We start from the raw sequence: 14116 nt of genomic DNA, 5'->3' as shown, positions 1-14116 counted from the left end.
TTCTAGTAGACGTAGGCGATGATCTGGCCACCGATGCCCTTCTCGCGGGCCTCGTAATGGCTCATGACGCCGTGGCTCGTCGTGACGATGAGCGCGCCGTAGTCACGGGCGGGGAGGAATCGCTTCTCCCATTTCTCGAAGTCGTCGGCTCCGGCGGAATACCGGGGCTTGACGACGCCACAATCGTTGATTGCGCCTTTCAGTTCGACCTCGAACAGACCGGCCTTGCCGTCGTCGACGAACTCGAAGCCGTCGATGTACCCGCGGTCGTAGAAGACCTCGAGGACGGAGCCGATGATGTTGGAGGCGGGCTGGATCTCGTGGGACAGATGTCCGACGCTCTCGGCGTTGTCCACACCGGAGAGAGCGCTACTGAGTGGGTCGTTGTCAGCCATTGCTTATCGGTACTTCTTGAATCCCATCTCGCGGGCGATCTCTCGGAAGCACTGGCGGCACAGGTTGATGTCGTACTTGCTGACAAGTCCCTGCTTTCGACCGCAGCGCCGGCACTCGTTCTCCTGGCCGGTGCGGCGGGATGCGTGCTCGCCCGTCTGTTCTGTTTCGCTATCGCTCATTCTTCAACCTCCACGTCGAACGTGGACTCGATGAACGCGACGGCGTCCTCGACGGTCATCCGGTGGGACGACGGAATCTGACGGGAACGCTTGTCGCGCTTTTTCACTCGGTAGCCGGGGCGGACGAGGTTGACCGTCACGTCCAGCCCGTAGATACCGATCTGCGGGTCGTACTCCTGGCTCGGGAACTCCGTGTGCTCTTCGACGCCGAAGCCGAAGTTGCCCGTCTGGTCGAACGACGAGACGGAGAGGTCCGCGATGGGGAGTGCGGTTTCGAGGAACTCGACGGCGGTGTCACCACGGAGGGTGACCTTCGCGCCGACGGGTTCGCCGCGGCGGACGCCGAAGTCCTGCGAGGCGCGGCCGGAGATCGTGCGAACGCTCTCCTGACCGGTGATCTCCTCGAGGATGTCCTCGGCCTTCGCGAGTTCGCGACCACCTTCGCCGACGCCCATGTGGACGACGACCTTCTCGATGCGCGGGTCGCGCATCGCGTGGAAGTCAGCCTCGCTCATTCGTCATCACCGCCGTCAGTAGCCTGACGTGCTTCGGACTCGTCGTCCGAACCCGTGAAGTTCTCGTCGATGACGACGACGTACTGTTCGACCGTCTCGAACTCGCCGTCTTCGGTCTCGACGACAACGGAGTTGTTTCCGCTTCCGGGCGTGACGATAATCTCGGTGATTTCGCCGATCTCGCCGGAGTGCCGCCCGTTGACGGCCGTGACGAGCGCGCCTTCTTCGTAGGGGAAGTGCGCGACGACGTCCTTCGTCTCGTTGTCGACGACGATGGAGTCCTTGCCGCTGTACTCCGAGGCGTCCTCGACGATGAGGGTCGCCCCGTCGTGGAGCGTCAGCTGGAAGTCGCCACCGCCGACCTGCGTCTTGTTCACGATCTTACCGAGACGGCTGGATGCCGAGTCGGCGTCGATGGGGGTCAGCGCCAGGCGGCCTCCCTCGTCGGGGAAGACGCGGTAGTACTCCTCTCGCTGGACGAACGCCAGGATGTCGAACATCCCGATAGGACGGCGGACGTCGGAGGCCACGTCGCCGTTGACCAGAATGCTCTGGTGGTTGAGGGCGTACTGGGCCTCCTTCTTCGAGTCCACGTAGCCGAGCACGTCGCGCAGGACGATGAGGAGGGGAACCCCCTCTTCGCCGTGCGGACCCGCTCCGGCCTTGACCGTGAACGTGCCTGTCTTGCGCTCGACCGGCCAGGACTTCGGTACGGACAGTCGCTTCTGGTGTCGAGTCATTCGTTATCCTCCTTGAGTCGGGCCTCGCGCACGTCGTCTTCGAGGTCCAGTTCCGTCACGCGGACGTTACTGGCCTGAAGGGGGCGTGGGACCTCCTCGCCGTCGGCTTTCTCAACGGTGACGCCGTCGACGTAGATGACGGCGTCGGTGAGGTCGACCTCGGTGACTTCGCTTTCTTCGCCGGCGAAGTCGCCGCGGAGCACCTCGACCGTGTCGCCCGCGTTGACGCGGACGTTACGGCTGCCGTACTCCTCGCTGAGGTCGTCCGACAGCGGTGCGCGGACCTGCTTTTGCCGCTCGTGGAGCGGCGCGTCGCGAATCTGGGTTCGCTGTTTGCGCGGTTGTCGAGTCATACTATACAATCATCGTAGCCGTCGATGCGATACTCCCGAAGCGCTCGGCGACTTCGCGTGCGACGGGACCCTTGATTTCGGTCCCGCGAGGCTCTTCCATCTCGTCGATGATGACGGCGGCGTTGTCCTCGAACTTCACACGCGTGCCATCGGGCCTGCGGATGGATTTCCGCTGGCGGACGATGACCGCTTCGAGCACCTGGCGGCGCATCTCGGGGGTACCTTTGGTGACCGAGACGGTCACCTTGTTCCCGATGCCTGCCTTGGGGTGGCGGTTCTTCGTGCCGGAGTAACCCGCGACGCTGATAATCTTCAGTTCACGAGCGCCGGTGTTGTCGGCGCACGTGACCAGCGAGCCACGGGCGACACCCTTGGTGATGTCCGCTTTGAGCGCTTCCATCACTCGTCACCTCCGATAATCTCGACGACGACGTGGGATTTCGTCTTCGAGAGAGGTCGGGTCTCCGCAATCGTTACTTCGTCACCGACAGCGACGTCGTCGAGCACGCCCGGCACGTGTGCCGGGATGCGGGAACGTCGCTTCATGTAGCGGTCGTACTTCGGAACGAATACGTCGTACTCCCGCTCGACGATGACGGTCTTTGCCATGTCCGTCGAGACGACTGTCCCCTCCAGGGTCTGACCCCGGACGGAGAGCGAGCCGTAGAACGGACATTTTTCGTAGTCGTAAGCCTCGGAATCGTCAGGTTCCGGAGGCATTGGAACGTCAAGTCCTATCGCCATTTCGAGTCACCTGTAGTTTCGGTGCGCAGGGCGGGTCGTGAGAGCAGTTGTGCGCCATCCACCGTAACGTAGGCCGCGCCCTCGCAATTCCCTGAAGGGGAAGCTGCCGATGATGAGTCGGCGAGCCGATCAGACTGACTGGCATCAAATCCGCCAGTAGTATCCGACCGAAGTTTGGACGCGGTCCCCGACGCCTTCGCGGCGCCGGCGGCTTCATCTGTACGCGGAATCTCGAATTCGAAGGTCGCCCCTCGTTTCGGCACCTGCCGCACCCGGGACCCGTCGTCGACCATGAGCGTGTGCATCGTCTCGACGACGATGCGACCGGCTATCCCGACGAGGTCGGGGTTCGCCGCGTCGACGACCTCCACGTGGAGGCCGTTGAGCTCGTGTCGCGTGAGGGTCTCGGGTGTAAGTGGCATTTTATTCTTCGTCGAGGTCGCCTTCTTCGCCCTGAATCGTCTTGATTCGGGCGATGGTCTTCTTCAGTTCAGAGACGCGGCCGGGGTTCTCCGGCGCGCCACCCGCGGCCTGCACGGCCTTCGCGTTGAGCAGCTCCGTCTCGAGCTCTTCGAGCTCGGCGGTGCGCTCTGCGGGCGTCATGTCGCGAATCTCTTCGGTGTAGAGGATCGCCATTTATTCTTCCTCCGTTTCTTCTTCGTCGTCGTCTTCCATCTCCGCGACGAGGTCGGCCGCCTCTTCGGCGACGTCTTCGTCGAGTTCTTCGTCGTCGTCGACGACTTCCTCGACCGCTTCGTCGTCCTCGTCGTCGGCTTCGTCGACGACTTCTTCTTCGACCGCTTCGACGGCCGCTTCCTCGACGACGTCTTCGTCGACTGCGTCCGTCTCGGCGTCGGCCTCCTCGGAGACGTCCGGAACCTCCTCCGGCTCCTCTTCGAGGAGGTCCTCGACGCTCTCGGTCTCTTCGATCTGTTCGACCGCTTCGGGGTTCGCGTCTTCCTCGACTTCGAAGTCGTCGGGGAGCTTCGCACCCGGCGGGATGATCTTGACCGTCACGCCGATGGTGCCGAGCTTCATGACTGCGACGCCCTGGCCCTCGTCGACGATCTCCTGTGCGGGCTCGCCGTTGTGCTTGATGTAGCCGCGGTTGAACTTCTCAACGCGGGAGCGAGCGCCCGTGACCTTACCGGAGAGGACGATTTCGGCACCGAGGGCGCCGGCGTCCATGATGCGGTCGATGGTCGTGTGGCCCGCCTTACGGAAGTACCAGCCGCGCTCGAGCGCGTTGGCGAGGCGGTCGGCGACGATCCGGGCGTTGAGGTCCGGCTCGTCGACTTCCTGCACGTCGATCTGGGGGTCGTCGAGGTTGAATCGCTCTTCGAGTTCGCGGGTGACCTTACGGATGTTCTTCCCGCCTTTCCCGATGACCATCCCGGGCTTTTCGGCCTTGAGCACGATCTGGGTGCCCATCGGCGTCTTGGCGACGTCCATGCCGCCGTAGCCCGCTCGGCCGAGCTCTTCTGCGAAGAACTCGTCGATCTGGGACCGCTGCAGTCCGTTCTCGATGAATTGGTGTTCGTCAGCCATTATTCCTCGACCTCTTCGATGATGAGTTCGACGTCACAGATTGGGGTGTTCCACGGGTCCGCCCGACCGAAGGCGCGGGGCTTGCGACCCTGACGTTCGCCGACCTTGTGGGCGGCGACGTGCTTGATCTCCATGGCCGGTCCGTCGAACCCTTGTTCGGTCGCGTTGTTGCGAACGTTTTCGAGGAGTTCGAGGAACGCCTTGGACGCCTTCTCGGGGTACCGTCCCGCGTCCCAGCCGTCGATGTCGCTTCGGTGACCGACACCGGAGTTGTGCTGCTTGAACGGAACCGACCGCTCGCCGTCGATGACGGCTTCGAGGTACTCCTCTGCGTCGGCGACGGGCATCCCCTTGATGGCTCGGGAGATGGCCTTGCTGTGCTTGATGCTGATGGGCCGGTCCCGGAGCATACCCTTGGCCGTGGTGTCCGGGTCGGCCTCGACGCTGTAGTTGATTCCCATGGTTTACTTGAGGGGCACGAACTTCGAAGACCGGGTCGCGCCGATACCGGCCTGACCGTGCTCGACCGAGCTACGGGTCAGCTGGAACTCGCCCAGGTAGTGACCGATCATCTCGGGCTGAATCTGGGTGCGTTCGAACTCCTGGCCGGTGTAGACGGCGAAGGTGAGACCGACGAATTCGGGGAGAATCGGCATGTCACGCAGGTGCGTTCGAATCGGCGTGTTAGCCGTCTCCTCTTCCGTCTTGTCCTGAGCCTTCGCGAGCAGTTTCTCGTGCTCGGCCGACAGGCCTCGGGTGATGGTTCGCCGCTGACGAGCGGGGAGCAGTTCCGTGACCTCGTCGAGCTCCATGTCCTGCAGCTCGTCGAGCGTGTAGCCGCGGTAGGTGAACTCACCTTCGCGGCCGGTGCGGTATTGCGTACTCATGGTTACTTACCTCCCTTGCCACCGCGACCGGTGCGTTTGGAGGCGATGTCACCGACCTTCCGGCCCGGCGGAGCGTTCCGCGAGACGGACTTCGGCTGACCGGGGTGCTGCCGGCCACCGCCACCGAACGGGTGGTCGACGGCATTCATAGCAACACCACGCACGCGCGGCCACTTGATACCGCGCGCTTTCATCTTGTGGTACTTCTTGCCTGCCTTGACGAAGGGCTTCTCCGTGCGGCCGCCGCCGGCGACGACGCCGATGGTGGCTCGGCAGTTGGGGTTGAGGCGCTTGACCTCGCCCGACGGGAGCTTCACGATGGCGACCTTGCGGTCGTGCGAGAGAAGCTGCGCGCTCACGCCGGAGGCGCGGGCGAACTTCCCGCCGTCGCCGGGCTGGTGCTCGACGTTACAGACGGGGACACCCTCGGGAATCTCGGCGAGCGGCAGCGTGTTGCCGGGCTTGATTTCGGCGGAAACGCCGATCTGAAGCTCTTCGCCGACGGTGACACCCTCGGGCGCGAGAATCATGCGCTGTTCGTCCTCGAACTCGACGAGGGCGATGGGCGCGCTGCGTGCGGGGTCGTGCTCGATGCCGACGACCGTGCCCGTGATGGTGTCTTTCTCCTCGGACTTCTTGTGCGACAGTTCGGCCTTGTAGCGGTGCGACGGCGCCCGGAAGGTGGACGTACCGCGACCACGACGCTGGCCCTGAATTCGGCGTCCCATTGTTAGAACACCCCGATACGCGACGCGACTTCCTGCGCGTCGTCGTCTTCAGAGAGACGAACTGTTGCTTTCTTCTTGCCTTTCATCGTGACCTGCGTGTTGACCTTCTCGACGGTCACGTCGTAGCGCGACTGGACTTCGTCCTTCACGTCGGACTTCGTCGAGTCGATGTGGACGATGAACTGGAGCTTGTTGTCGAAGTCCATCTGGTTCATCGCCTTCTCCGTGACCAGCGGGTGTTCGATGATGCTCATCGTTCTGCGACCTCCTCGAGCGCGCTCTCGGTGAAGAGCGTGAGGCGACCGGCGTGGGTGCCGGGCGCGAGGTCCTCGGCGGAGACGTTCGCCGCGGTGGCGACGTCGACGCCGGCGAGGTTGCGAGCGGCCTTCGAGGGCTCCTCGGCCGTCACGAAGAGAATGGACTTCGGACGGGTGTACTTGCGACCGCGGAGCTTGCCTTGGCCGCCTTTGACCTTCTTGTTCTCCTCGGAGCGCTCGATGTCGTCGTAGACGCCGAGCGACTGCAGGAGGTCGACGACCTCCTTCGTCTTGACGAGGTCCTCGAAGTCGTCGGAGACGACGAGGGGGAGCTCGACGTCGTCGTCGAAGCGGTGACCGCGCTCGGCGACCAGCTCGGAGTCCGTCGTGGCGGCGAGCGCCGAGCGGACAGCGAGCTTACGCTCCTTCGTGTTGATCTCCTTCCCCTGGTCCTTCTCGGCCTTCGGCGGGTGAGCGCGACGGCCGGAGACGGCGTGCGGGACGCGTCGGGCGACGCCGTTCTGGCGTGGGTCGTGGGACATCCCACGGCCGCTGCCCATGGACTCTGCCGGGGTTCGAAGTCCGGCGTAGGGGTCGGCACCGTACGGCTGTTTTCGGTTTGCCTGCGCGGCGATGACGGCACGCTTGATGAGGTCGGGACGGTAAGCCGTCTCGAAGACCTCGGGCAGGTCGATGCTGCCCGCGTCGTCGCCGTTCAGGTCTCGGATAGTTGCCTGCATGGATTATCCCTGGTTCGATGCGGTAGAGACGTAGCGCACCTCGGGGTCGAGGCGCGGCTGGTCGTTCGGCCGGATGGCCGGGCGGAACCGCAGAAGGCGCTTGTTGGGGCCCGGCAGCGAGCCCTTGATGAGCGCGTAGGAGCCGTCGACCTCGCCGTAGTTGACGAAGCCACCTTCGACGGAGGCTTCGTCACCCTCACCGAGGTCGATGAGGCGCTTGTTGAGCTCGGTGCGCTGGTGGTACCCAGTCTGACCGAGCTGCGGAACCGTAGAGCGGACACGGGACGGGTTCCAGGGGCCGAGGTTGCCAATACGGCGTCTCCAGCCCTGGCGGGCGTGCTTGCCCTTACGCTTCTGGACGCCCCATCGCTTGACGGGACCCTGCGTACCCTTACCCTTCGTGACACCCGCGGCGTCGAGGTACTCGCCGGCGCGGAACACGTCGGACATCTCGTGTTCGCCGCCCTCGGCAACGAGGTCGAGGGCGAAGTCGGCGCGCTCCACCATGGAGCCGCCACCGACGCGAGTCTCCATCACGTCGGGCTTCTTCTTGGGCACGTTCGCGAGCTCGGCGGGCACCGTGTGCGTGATGACGCGGAGGTCATCGACTTCGCCGGCCTCGACGGCCTCGCGAAGCGCGTCGGCGTCCGAGTCGAACGTGTTCTCTGCCGGCAGGTCGAGGACGCGGTCGAGTTCGTCGTGGAACTCGTCCGTCCAGACCTCGGTCTGCGGCTTCATACCGTACGGCGTCTGCTCGTAGGCGCGAAGGGCGACGGCGCGCATCGGCGGCGTCTCGACGACGGTCACCGGGACGGACTCCTCCATTCCCTCGCGGGGGGAGTCGGCCTCGTCGTTGACCATCATGACGTGGGTCATACCGGCCTTGTAGCCAGCGAATCCCTGCAGTGCAGGGGAACCGTCGTCACTTGGCCACGACTTGATACGCGGGACCTCTTTGGTCACACGCTTGCGGGGGCTGAAGCCCATCGAGCCTTTTCGTGGTCTGCTTGGTTGTGGCATGGATTCACTCCGTGAGTGTCAGGGAGGCGAGGGAGGCGAACATCGCTTCTTCTGTTCGCACGACCTCGCTGCCCTGTCGCGGAATCGTATTGAGCCAGAGGTCGAACCCCGGACCAACGGAAGGTTCGACGTCTGCAACATCCTCGGGAGACATCCCGAGCATGTCCGGAAGCCCACGGCCCGGCGACCCGAAGACGACGGTCATGCCGCCGACATCGGTGATGCGGGCCGTCAAGTCACCCAATGTGGGGACCGACAGCGGTTCGCCATAGCGAGACGTGGCGATTCGCACGCCCGCATCTGGCCTGCCGAGTGCTTCCGTGAGGTCCATGCGGGATACGTCGAAGCCCGGGAGGGGCTCGTCGACGATCCGCGCACGGACCGGTTCTCGCGAAGAGATCCTGACAGCGACGCGCTCTCCCTCTGTGAGGTCCATCCCGGGAGGGACGAACAGGGAGATCGGGTGTTGCATTCCGCAATTGACCCGAACGCGGTCGTCAGGTCCGACCTCGGTCACGATTCCTTCTCGCAACGCGGGCGACTCGTCAGAGCCGTCCGCGGTCGTAGACGCCACGAGAACGGGCGGCAGGATACCAGCGTAGCGGAGTTCGTCGCGCTTGCCCCAGACCTCCTTGCGGAGGTAAGGGGGCGTCGCGGCGTACCGAAGTACGGTTTCGACGAACTCGCCGCCCCACTTGTTCTCGCCGTCTTCGTCGGGGAAGACGACGAGTTCGTTCGCCCGGAAGACCGCCGCCGCGCGGGCGACGTAGCCGAGTTTGCGAGTTGCCTCGCGTTGATCTTCGGCTTCCCGGACGAGTGAGGACGGCACGAGTACGCTGAGTTTCATGCCGGGTTCATCCTCGTCTCGTCTAGACTGTGGCGTTTGTACCGGGGGCCTACCTAAAAGAGTAGCGAATCCGTTCTGGGGTGATAGAGCGTCCCACGACCCAGTTTGTGGACGATTGGCGAATGACGCGTGGTACGTAATTACACGGTCGACGACAGGTCGGCGAAGGCGAATCTCACGTGGTAGCAGGTGGCGCGCCGTCGCCCGATTTCTCCCCCGTTTCGCAAGTCTTATTTATCAACCCGACACTATCGAGTAACGCAGCAGCACGCCACGATACACGCGGAATGCGCTGGTAGTGTAGTGGTATCACGTGACCTTGCCATGGTCACAACCTGGGTTCAAATCCCAGCCAGCGCACTTCCACCACATGCGTCGGTAGTGTAGTGGTATCACGTGACCTTGCCATGGTCACAACCTGGGTTCAAATCCCAGCCGACGCACTTCTACAACGAATCTACCTTCCGAGCGACCGCTGTGCGTGTCGCTCGGACTATGAGTTGTGAATGCGGCCCGGTGGGATTTAAATCAGGGAGCGACGCGAACGGAGTGAGCAGAGCGACTGAGGTTCAAATCCCAGCCGACGCACTTCTCTGAATTCAACTCGGTCAGCGACGCGTCTCGTCGCGTCCCCGAGAACTCACGTTTCGTCCCGCGCTCGCCACCACCAGACCATCGCGGCCACGCCGACGATGAGGACAACGACGGCGAGCGCGTCGAGGGCGTAGTTGAGCGGCGTTCCCGTCGGTACGGTCCCGGACTGCGTCACCTGTAAGAGGGCGTACGAGAGCCACGTGAGACACATCCCGACGAGGAGAACCGCCCGCGTGGCGGAGAGCGCTCCGCGTCGGTACTGCACGCCCGTGCCCGCGAGGAGCAACAGGTACGCGACGAGTAGGGGAACGCCCCCGAGGTCGGCGAGCACGCTCATGACTCGGTCGGAAACGTCACGAGGGCGATAACGGCCGCGAACACGACGAGTAGCGCGCCGAATTCGAGCGGCGACCGGGTGGCGAGGCGTGTGATGAGCGACGCGGGCGCGGTGCTCTCACGGAGTTCGATGCCGAACTCGCTGGCGGAGAGCGCGGCGGACGCGCCGACGGCGGCGGCGACGACGCCGACCACTCGCGTGACGCGGGAATGGAGGGAGACCATACGGCACGTCCGCAGAGGATACACTAAATAGTTGACACCATTCGCGATTCTGGCCTCGCACGCGTGGGCGAAGAATCAATATCCGAGCGTGTCCACCGTCTCGATTCGTTCGATGCCGTCGAGTTCGCAGAGGTCAGAAACGGCGGATTCGGCGATCGAGACCACGACGCCGCCGAACCGGAGTTCGCGTTCGAGGCTGCCGCCGAGCGACTCGACGCGGGTTTCGAGCGCGGCGCGGGCGTCGTCGTCCGCGGGTTCGACGCGGAGTTCCGCGACCTCGTCGTCGAGGGGGTCGTCGCGCATGCGACGGACGGGGTGAGAGAGATACATATCCGGGGGTCGTCGGCCGGCGGGAAAACGGTCGCGGTCGGCCGGTGGCGGACCGCGCTCGACCGAGGCGTCAGTCCTCGGTGAAGTAAAACAGCGCCTCGCGACCCGCGCCGCAGTCGGGACACCCCGTCGGGAACGAGGTCAGCGAGCCGAGTTCGCCGCAGTCGTCACAGCGCCAGACGAGTCGCGCCTCGCCGAAATCCTTCTCGGGCAGTCGTCGGTGTTCGACGACGGTCGGAGGCCGAACCGCGCGGGAGGCGGTCTCGGCGGTCGTCTCCACGGCCTCCCACCTCGTTCGGTCCCGTTCGAGCGGTCGCGCCGGCTGAGTCGGTCGGGCAGGGGTCTTTATTGCCATAGTGTCGCATACGCACGCCAGCCACATAACGCCCGTCATCACTCCTCCTGACTGTCAGGCCACGAGGACCATCGGAGTTCCAGTCTGACAGGCCCCTCCGGCAGGAATCGACTGGTTTCGGTGTCGACGACGACCCGTTCGGGCCGGGGGAGCGTGACGGACTCGTCGCCGACGCGAACCGTCAGGTCCTCGTGCGGAGCGGCCGCCACGAGGTGGTCGAGTCGTTCGATGGCGGCCGTCACCTCGCCACGAGTCACTGCGTCGGTCTGCGAGTCGAGGGGGACGCCGCCGAACAGTGGGCGGACGTTCACGTCGCGCGAGCGGTTCGACAGCACCGCGTTGACGGCCGCGCCGAGGAGGATGACGAGCCCGCTGAAGTAGAGCCACGTCAGGAGGACGAGGATGCCGGCGACGACGCTCGACTCGGGCGCGCGGCTACTGAACTCGACGTAGAGCCGGAACAGCGACTCGAAGGTCGTCAGCCCGACGGCGGCGACGAGGGTCCCGGGGACGACTTCGAGGTAGGTCACGTCCTCGTCGGGGAAGATGTAGTACATCGGGTAGAACGTCACGAACAGGACGACCACGAGGAGCCCGCGGTAGACGACCCATCCGAGCGCCCCGTCGAGCGCCGGGAGCGCGGACTCGATGAGCGCGCCGGCGACGACGGCGACGGCGACGGTGACGAGGACGACGATGCCGTCGGAGAGCTGGTCGGCGAAGGTGTTGGCCGCCTCCGACTCGTAGATGTCCGAGAAGGCGGTGTCGAGGCCGCGGAAGATGCGAAGCGTCCCCCACACCAACACGAGCACCCCGACGAGCGAGAGGCTCGCCAGTTGGGTCGATGATTCCAGTTCGGCGATGATAACGTCGCCCGCGCCGGGGGTCAACACGGACTGGATGACGGCGATGACGCCCTCGCGGAGGCCGCTGTCGCCGGTGGCGGAGACGGCCGCGAGGACGAGCAGGAACAGCGGTAACAGCGAGACGAACGCCCCGTAAGCGATGCTTCCCGCCATGAAGGTGAGCCGCTCGGTTCGCACCTCGTAGACGATGGCCCGGCCGAGCGTGAGCGCTCTCGTGACACGCGGATTCATGGACACTGATACGTCGGCCGACGAGAAAAGCGCGATGCGCCGCCAAGTCGGGGGTGCGGAGGCGGCTATCGTCGGGCGGCGAAGACGGCGACTGCCAGCCCCAAGACGGCGCCCGTCGCGGTCCACTCCGCCGCGTAGCCGACCGTTCCGCCGATGGCCGAGCCGAGGGTCACCCCGCCGACAACGTTCGCCCCCACGACGAGTGCCACCCGAGTGAGTTCGCTCTGGAACATATCGGAACCTGTGGCTGTTCGAGGGGATAGCCTCGTCGGTTCCGTCGTCGAATCGGCCGTCTCGGTCCACTCCGTTTTACTACCGCGTGGCGCGTGGGTTCGACCATGACAGTCATCGCGATGCTGAGCGTCGCACCGGTCGTCGAAGGGAGCATGTCGGGCGAGGTCGCCAAGGCGGTCGCGGCCCTCGACGACTTCGAGGTGTCCTACGAGACGAACCCGATGGGGACGGTCATCGAGGCCGACGACATCGACGAACTGCTCGCGGCGGTCGGCGCGGCCCACAAGGCGGTCGACGGCGACCGCGTGAGCACGTTCCTGAAGATAGACGACAAGCGCACGAAGGACCAGACGGCCGCCGACAAGGTCGACGCGGTCGAAGCCCACCTCGGTCGGGAAGCGAGAAGCGACCGCGAATAGTGTCGCACGGGGGCGCGGCGACCCGCCGCGCATTCCCGCGACCCGCCCCACGTGGCACGTCCACGCGCCCCGGAGCGGTGGGTGACTGACAAACCCTTTAGCCGAAGGCGCGCAATCGCCTCGCATGGACAGCATCAATCGGATGGCCATCGAACTGGTCGACGAGGCGCTCGATTTCGCCGGGGAACTCGGCATCGAGGGCTACGAACTCGACTCGGGCGCGACGGTCATCGACTTCGGCGTCGACGCCGACGGCGGTGTCGAGGCGGGGATGCTCCTCGCGGAGATTCAGACCGCGGGTCTCGCCACGGTACAGACGCGGATGGGCGAGGTCGCCGGCACGCCCCGCCCGCACGTCGAACTCTCCACCGACCGCCCCGCGCTGGCTCTCCTCTGCTCGCAGAAGGCCGGCTGGGAGCTCACCTTCGACGACTTCGACGGCCTCGGCTCCGGCCCCGCACGCGCGCTGGTCGGCGAGGAAGAGGAGTTCCACCACCTCGGCTACTACGACGAGTTCGACCTGACGGTCCTCTCCGTCGAGAGCATCGACCTCCCGACCGACGAGGTCGCGGAACACGTCGCGGAGACGACCGGTCTCGAACCGAGCGCCGTCTTCCTGCCGACCTACGCGACCGGCTCGCTCGTCGGGAGCGTCACGGGCGCGGCCCGCGCGGCCGAACTCGCCGTGTTCAACCTCTTCGAGGCGGGCTACGACCCGACGAACGTCCTCTCTATCAACGGCTCCGCCCCGCTCGCCCCCGTCAGCTACGACGAGAGCGTCGCCATGGGACGGACGAACGACGCCGTCGCCTACGGCGGGCGCGTCCACGTCACCGTCAGCGAGGATTTCGACGACTTCGACCGCGCGATTTCCACGGCCGGACCCGACTACGGCGTGCCGTTCGAACAACTGTTCGAGGACGCCGACTGGGACTTCGGCGAGGTCGACCCCGGCGTGTTCGGCCCCGCGCAGGTCACCGTCGACGTGGTCGACGGCCCGACGTACACCCTCGGCGAGACCGACGAGGACGTGCTCGCCGACTCGTTCGGACTGTGAGGCGCAAACCGGTCCCGCCCGCGCCGGACTCCCTCGACCGACTGTGGGACGCCCACCGCGCGGTGCCCCTGATTCCGGGCTCCGAAGACGACTGCTGCGGCCGGGTGGCGAACCGACTCGACGTGACGCCCGACGAGGGCCGCGACTGGCTCGTGTTCTGCCAGTCGCTCGGCCTCGCTCGCGAGGTGAGCCGCGGCTTCGAGCGCGTCCGCGACGACCCGACGCGGGACGCCTTGCGGGCCGCCTTCGAGGCGAACGTCTTCGGCGCGAGAGAGGCCCTCGACGCGCTCGGCGACGAGCCGAGGTCTGCCGACGCGGTCTTCGACGCGTTCGAGCCGGCCGTCCCGAACTGGGAGCGCCACCGCGACCCCGACGGGTGGGAATCTCGCTGGCGAGACAGGGTCGCGCGGCTGCTCGACTGGGCGGTGCTGTTCGGCGCGGCGGCGAGAAAACCGGACGGCTACGCCCCGGTCGAAGAATCGTCTTGACCGCCGGCGGGGACGAATCCGCGTCGC

At 65.4% G+C, this 14116-nt stretch carries 26 protein-coding genes and 2 tRNA genes; 5 read left to right on the top strand and 23 right to left on the bottom strand.

Annotation, left to right across the window (positions count from 1 at the left end; all coding sequences use genetic code 11):
• Nucleotides 1-2 precede the first annotated feature (2 nt).
• From C5B91_RS12470 to C5B91_RS12390, 17 genes are read right to left on the bottom strand one after another with little or no spacing between them, the layout of a single operon-like run.
• Nucleotides 3-395, bottom strand: coding sequence for a 30S ribosomal protein S8 (locus C5B91_RS12470; RefSeq protein ID WP_004042581.1), 393 nt, complete (start codon nucleotides 393-395; stop codon nucleotides 3-5).
• 3 nt (nucleotides 396-398) lie between these two features.
• Nucleotides 399-575 (bottom strand): 30S ribosomal protein S14, encoded by a 177-nt coding sequence (locus C5B91_RS12465; RefSeq protein WP_004042587.1) that lies wholly within the window; start codon nucleotides 573-575, stop codon nucleotides 399-401.
• Nucleotides 572-1090, bottom strand: a complete 519-nt coding sequence (locus C5B91_RS12460; protein WP_004974920.1) for a 50S ribosomal protein L5 — start codon at nucleotides 1088-1090, stop codon at nucleotides 572-574. The genes C5B91_RS12465 and C5B91_RS12460 overlap by 4 nt, the downstream gene beginning before the upstream one ends.
• Nucleotides 1087-1830, bottom strand: a complete 744-nt coding sequence (locus C5B91_RS12455) for a 30S ribosomal protein S4e (protein WP_008095292.1) — start codon at nucleotides 1828-1830, stop codon at nucleotides 1087-1089. The genes C5B91_RS12460 and C5B91_RS12455 overlap by 4 nt, the downstream gene beginning before the upstream one ends.
• Entirely contained in the window at nucleotides 1827-2183 is a 357-nt protein-coding gene (gene rplX, locus C5B91_RS12450; protein WP_004974918.1) for a 50S ribosomal protein L24, read from the bottom strand. Before rplX ends, C5B91_RS12455 begins: the two co-directional genes overlap by 4 nt.
• 1 nt (nucleotide 2184) lies before the next feature.
• Nucleotides 2185-2583, bottom strand: coding sequence for a 50S ribosomal protein L14 (locus tag C5B91_RS12445; RefSeq protein ID WP_004974917.1), 399 nt, complete (start codon nucleotides 2581-2583; stop codon nucleotides 2185-2187).
• Nucleotides 2583-2927 carry a 30S ribosomal protein S17 gene (locus tag C5B91_RS12440; RefSeq protein WP_042663561.1) on the bottom strand — a complete coding sequence of 115 codons (345 nt, stop codon included), beginning with the start codon at nucleotides 2925-2927 and terminating at the stop codon, nucleotides 2583-2585. Before C5B91_RS12440 ends, C5B91_RS12445 begins: the two co-directional genes overlap by 1 nt.
• Nucleotides 2918-3349: a ribonuclease P protein component 1 gene (locus tag C5B91_RS12435; RefSeq protein ID WP_008095291.1), complete on the bottom strand. Its 432-nt coding sequence runs from the start codon at nucleotides 3347-3349 to the stop codon at nucleotides 2918-2920. The genes C5B91_RS12440 and C5B91_RS12435 overlap by 10 nt, the downstream gene beginning before the upstream one ends.
• Nucleotide 3350: 1 nt before the next feature.
• Complete coding sequence (gene rpmC / locus C5B91_RS12430) at nucleotides 3351-3563, bottom strand: 50S ribosomal protein L29 (RefSeq protein WP_004062417.1); 213 nt, start codon at nucleotides 3561-3563, stop codon at nucleotides 3351-3353.
• A complete protein-coding gene (locus C5B91_RS12425) occupies nucleotides 3564-4475 on the bottom strand; it encodes a 30S ribosomal protein S3 (RefSeq protein ID WP_008095290.1) in 912 nt (303 codons plus the stop codon).
• Complete coding sequence (locus C5B91_RS12420) at nucleotides 4475-4936, bottom strand: 50S ribosomal protein L22 (RefSeq protein WP_004042608.1); 462 nt, start codon at nucleotides 4934-4936, stop codon at nucleotides 4475-4477. The genes C5B91_RS12425 and C5B91_RS12420 overlap by 1 nt, the downstream gene beginning before the upstream one ends.
• 3 nt (nucleotides 4937-4939) lie before the next feature.
• Nucleotides 4940-5362 carry a 30S ribosomal protein S19 gene (locus tag C5B91_RS12415; protein ID WP_008095287.1) on the bottom strand — a complete coding sequence of 141 codons (423 nt, stop codon included), beginning with the start codon at nucleotides 5360-5362 and terminating at the stop codon, nucleotides 4940-4942.
• 2 nt (nucleotides 5363-5364) lie between these two features.
• Nucleotides 5365-6090, bottom strand: coding sequence for a 50S ribosomal protein L2 (locus tag C5B91_RS12410; protein ID WP_004974912.1), 726 nt, complete (start codon nucleotides 6088-6090; stop codon nucleotides 5365-5367).
• A gap of 2 nt (nucleotides 6091-6092) precedes the next feature.
• The gene (locus tag C5B91_RS12405; protein ID WP_004974911.1) at nucleotides 6093-6344 is read right to left on the bottom strand and encodes a 50S ribosomal protein L23; all 252 of its coding nucleotides are present in this window, start codon (nucleotides 6342-6344) and stop codon (nucleotides 6093-6095) included.
• Complete coding sequence (gene rpl4p, locus C5B91_RS12400) at nucleotides 6341-7087, bottom strand: 50S ribosomal protein L4 (protein WP_008095285.1); 747 nt, start codon at nucleotides 7085-7087, stop codon at nucleotides 6341-6343. The genes C5B91_RS12405 and rpl4p overlap by 4 nt, the downstream gene beginning before the upstream one ends.
• A 3-nt stretch (nucleotides 7088-7090) precedes the next feature.
• Complete coding sequence (locus C5B91_RS12395; protein ID WP_004974909.1) at nucleotides 7091-8107, bottom strand: 50S ribosomal protein L3; 1017 nt, start codon at nucleotides 8105-8107, stop codon at nucleotides 7091-7093.
• Between the two features lie 4 nt (nucleotides 8108-8111).
• Nucleotides 8112-8954 carry a putative RNA uridine N3 methyltransferase gene (locus tag C5B91_RS12390; RefSeq protein ID WP_049967754.1) on the bottom strand — a complete coding sequence of 281 codons (843 nt, stop codon included), beginning with the start codon at nucleotides 8952-8954 and terminating at the stop codon, nucleotides 8112-8114.
• Between the two features lie 289 nt (nucleotides 8955-9243).
• Between C5B91_RS12390 and C5B91_RS12385 the strand changes: the two genes are divergently transcribed.
• A tRNA-Gly gene (locus tag C5B91_RS12385) sits at nucleotides 9244-9314 on the top strand.
• A gap of 12 nt (nucleotides 9315-9326) precedes the next feature.
• A tRNA-Gly gene (locus C5B91_RS12380) sits at nucleotides 9327-9397 on the top strand.
• A 197-nt stretch (nucleotides 9398-9594) separates the two neighbouring features.
• Here C5B91_RS12380 and C5B91_RS12375 read toward each other — a convergent pair.
• From C5B91_RS12375 to C5B91_RS22445, 6 genes are all read right to left on the bottom strand, one after another.
• Nucleotides 9595-9885, bottom strand: coding sequence for a hypothetical protein (locus tag C5B91_RS12375; protein WP_008095280.1), 291 nt, complete (start codon nucleotides 9883-9885; stop codon nucleotides 9595-9597).
• Nucleotides 9882-10109 carry a hypothetical protein gene (locus tag C5B91_RS12370; protein WP_008095278.1) on the bottom strand — a complete coding sequence of 76 codons (228 nt, stop codon included), beginning with the start codon at nucleotides 10107-10109 and terminating at the stop codon, nucleotides 9882-9884. The genes C5B91_RS12375 and C5B91_RS12370 overlap by 4 nt, the downstream gene beginning before the upstream one ends.
• Nucleotides 10110-10184: 75 nt before the next feature.
• Nucleotides 10185-10439 (bottom strand): hypothetical protein, encoded by a 255-nt coding sequence (locus tag C5B91_RS12365; protein ID WP_008095276.1) that lies wholly within the window; start codon nucleotides 10437-10439, stop codon nucleotides 10185-10187.
• A gap of 70 nt (nucleotides 10440-10509) precedes the next feature.
• On the bottom strand, nucleotides 10510-10794 hold the full coding sequence (locus C5B91_RS12360) for a hypothetical protein (RefSeq protein WP_049913578.1): 285 nt from the start codon (nucleotides 10792-10794) through the stop codon (nucleotides 10510-10512).
• Nucleotides 10795-10832: 38 nt separating this feature from the next.
• Nucleotides 10833-11891, bottom strand: coding sequence for a YihY/virulence factor BrkB family protein (locus C5B91_RS12355; protein ID WP_049967756.1), 1059 nt, complete (start codon nucleotides 11889-11891; stop codon nucleotides 10833-10835).
• A 65-nt stretch (nucleotides 11892-11956) separates the two neighbouring features.
• A complete protein-coding gene (locus tag C5B91_RS22445; RefSeq protein WP_162832772.1) occupies nucleotides 11957-12124 on the bottom strand; it encodes a hypothetical protein in 168 nt (55 codons plus the stop codon).
• Between the two features lie 105 nt (nucleotides 12125-12229).
• Between C5B91_RS22445 and C5B91_RS12350 the strand changes: the two genes are divergently transcribed.
• The 3 genes from C5B91_RS12350 to C5B91_RS12340 all read left to right on the top strand — a co-directional run bounded on the left by C5B91_RS12350 (nucleotide 12230) and on the right by C5B91_RS12340 (nucleotide 14089).
• Entirely contained in the window at nucleotides 12230-12544 is a 315-nt protein-coding gene (locus C5B91_RS12350) for an MTH1187 family thiamine-binding protein (RefSeq protein WP_004062408.1), read from the top strand.
• 124 nt (nucleotides 12545-12668) lie between these two features.
• Nucleotides 12669-13601 (top strand): methenyltetrahydromethanopterin cyclohydrolase, encoded by a 933-nt coding sequence (gene mch, locus C5B91_RS12345; RefSeq protein WP_115819397.1) that lies wholly within the window; start codon nucleotides 12669-12671, stop codon nucleotides 13599-13601.
• Nucleotides 13598-14089, top strand: coding sequence for a hypothetical protein (locus tag C5B91_RS12340; RefSeq protein ID WP_115819396.1), 492 nt, complete (start codon nucleotides 13598-13600; stop codon nucleotides 14087-14089). The genes mch and C5B91_RS12340 overlap by 4 nt, the downstream gene beginning before the upstream one ends.
• Nucleotides 14090-14116 lie beyond the last annotated feature (27 nt).

Origin of the sequence: Haloferax sp. Atlit-10N (genome assembly GCF_003586325.1) — an archaeon.
GTDB lineage: Archaea > Halobacteriota > Halobacteria > Halobacteriales > Haloferacaceae > Haloferax > Haloferax prahovense.
Note: the sequence above shows the minus strand (reverse complement) of the source record. Positions and strands in the feature narration are given on the sequence as shown.